A 2,657-nucleotide genomic window follows, 5' to 3' on the forward strand; every position below is an offset into this window, starting at 1 on the left:
AGGACTGGCGGCGCGTTGCAACGCGGTACGACCGGTGCCCGAAGACCTTCTTCTCAGCGATCGTACTCGCCGCAACTGTCATCTTCTGGCTGTGAATCGGAATGAGTCCTGAGCCTAGCAAGGTATAGCCGATCCCATTGGCAGTTGACGCAATTTCGCATCTGCCCGGATCACGGCATACCGATCCGTGCGCTATCGCGCCGATCTGAGTCGCTTTATGAAATGGATGTTGCCCAGATCATCGAAGAAAACTTCACTGACATCCAACGACTAGCCGATGCCGAACGGCCCCAGCCCAACAACTTCGAATCCTGGCTCATGCGCAGGCTGGCCGACAAAACACCCGATCAGTGGGTTGATAGGATGCCCATCAGCGCGGAGGTACAGTTCTGCGAAAAGGCTGGAGTGGCGCTTTGCTTTGGCCCGGATACCGCGCCGCTAGGGCTGGAGGAAAAGCAACTCGCGCAGGCGACGGAGGCCGCATTTCAGCGCCTGACATCAGCAACCGACGGCATCCAAGTGCTTCTGTCCGACATCTGGAAGAAATCCCAATCGGGACGCACAGGATACTATGCTGCGTCTGGGAATCTGTGGCGCTGGCTCGACAAGGTAAAAACCGATAACCGCTATGAACAGATCTTGGACGACGTTGCCGGTTTCGTCTTCGATCACCAACCGATTCCGGTGGGCGCCATCTTGCTGGGGCGGGAGTGTAAACAACGCAGATACCATACCGCCAAAAGCGCCGCCGAGACATATGGCTTGAACACCTCGCGAACCTACCGCTTGCTTCACGAGCTTGCTGATGATCACGGTTCACTGGCCGTCAAAGATGTGGACCGTTTGCTGTCTACGATCAACTCCTGCGCGCCTCGGGTCAAAGCAGCAAAGTATCTCGGTGTATCGACCGACTTGTTTGATCGGCTCAGGCGACTTGGGCATGTTCGGGCAGCATTCAGAGCCGAGAAGGTTGCCGACCTGTACGATATCGGCGATCTCGATAAGCTACGGCAGGCCATATTCGATCAGGCACAGCTCGTGTCGCAACGCCGACCTGATTGCTCACGGGTCGTCGATGCGGCAGGTGCCGTGTCGATGTTAGCTGAAGACATCCTGACACTGATCATTGGTGGTAAGCTCGAATTCGTCGGCCAGCAGATAGGAAGGGCAAAGATTTCAGACATCCTCGTTAATCGCGACGAACTTCGTGATCTGCTGTATGGCCCCGAAGAACCGCAACCCGAAACCAAACTGACCATCGAACAGGCAAGAAAGGCACTCCATCTCAACACTGAAACGGTTGCGTGGTTGGTGCGCGAGGGATACCTGCCCGCAACGCAGCATTGGGGCGAGCGGCCGCGGCGGCACTATCGCCTTCTCGACAAAACCGACCTCAATGCCTTTGCCGACAATTACGTTTCGCTTAGCGCGCTCGCGGCAGAAGCCCGGATTCAAGCCAATCATATCGCCCGCAGATGGGAACGAAACGGGATCATTCCGCTTGATTTTCCGCACCACCTCAACAAGATTTTTCTGAGGGAGGCTGTTCAGCCGCCCGAACATGTTGGTCGGCCATAAATATACCTTTGCCAGATCGGGAGATTTTCATGGATCCGAAAAAATTCGAAACATTCATCTACCTTGTTATGCATCCTGCGTTGCTTTGCATCGCCATCCGACACTTTCCGGATCAAACTTGGATGCCGTGGATGCTGGTGATCCCGTATGCATTTTTTGCATATCTTACATGGCCCGGCTTGAGACCGAGTACAGAAGCCGGTCTGTTTTGGTTTTTTGGACGCCCCTTCATTTCAGCCATTTCTGGGTATTTGATGCTCAAGGCAAATGGAGCGCCGGATGATTTATCAGTGGTAGCGTTGTCGTACTCGATGTTCACTCTTTACATCTTCTCAAATACTGTTGCTTTGCTGGCGCGAATGACCCCAGTAGCGATAACGGCTCCTGAGCTTCATTATGCAGCACGAAGAAATCCCGTCGGATTGGTAATATTATTTGGGCTGGCGTTCATATTTGTGTATCAACTTCTGGTCTGGTTTCAAATGGCTCTCAGATAAAATCTCAAATCTTGATGCCTTGCGGCGCGGCCCTTTGGCCGCGTCTTTTTTTGCCTGATGGTCATGGTCGGCCAATGGCCAGAAATCTTGTCGCAAGTGGCCAAATTGGTGTCTCCAAGTCGAGCGCCAACCTTTTATTATCAATCACTTATCATAATCGCGATGGCCAAGTTATCTGTCTCCCGACAGTTAGATCAAAGACTTACTTTGGATCGCAGGATTTTGGTATGCGCGGATTTCGCCGTAGGGGTAACGCCTCGGGTAACAAATCCGCTGAAAGTCTCAAGCGAAAAAATGATGCGTTTTCTCACTGCCGGGATTGATTCTCGATCAATCGAACAACAATGGCCGGAACGCTACATGCGCCCCGGCCTATAGGCTGACACCACGCCCGGTATGAGGCTCAGGCTGTGCCTGTCGGGGTTTTCCCACTCACCGACTTACGGAAGCGCTTTGGCGGGCCTTGAATAGCCCCGCGTTTCCTAGACGCCTTCGGGTCTCGGTTTCCGCTGCCGTTCGAACTCTACGGGCGACAGCATCCCGTTTCTCGCATGCTTGCGCTTCGGATTGTAGAACATCTCG

General features: G+C 53.6%; 2 protein-coding genes and 1 pseudogene. All 3 read left to right on the forward strand.

The features are described from left to right. Positions 1-95 (forward strand): annotated as a pseudogene (locus PAF17_RS19975) (IS5/IS1182 family transposase); the annotation flags it as partial. 49 nt (positions 96-144) lie between these two features. Continuing rightward, a complete protein-coding gene (locus PAF17_RS19980; protein WP_271890810.1) occupies positions 145-1,578 on the forward strand; it encodes a hypothetical protein in 1,434 nt (477 codons plus the stop codon). A 29-nt stretch (positions 1,579-1,607) separates the two neighbouring features. Further along, positions 1,608-2,075 carry a hypothetical protein gene (locus PAF17_RS19985; protein WP_271890811.1) on the forward strand — a complete coding sequence of 156 codons (468 nt, stop codon included), beginning with the start codon at positions 1,608-1,610 and terminating at the stop codon, positions 2,073-2,075. Positions 2,076-2,657 lie beyond the last annotated feature (582 nt).

Origin of the sequence: Paracoccus onchidii (assembly GCF_028294535.1) — a bacterium.
Classification (GTDB): domain Bacteria; phylum Pseudomonadota; class Alphaproteobacteria; order Rhodobacterales; family Rhodobacteraceae; genus Paracoccus; species Paracoccus onchidii.

What these genes read in the sequence shown, in the direction of transcription:
- PAF17_RS19985 (WP_271890811.1), top strand. Translation starts at nt 1,608, where the DNA reads ATGGATCCGAAAAAATTCGAAACATTCATCTACCTTGTTATGCATCCT.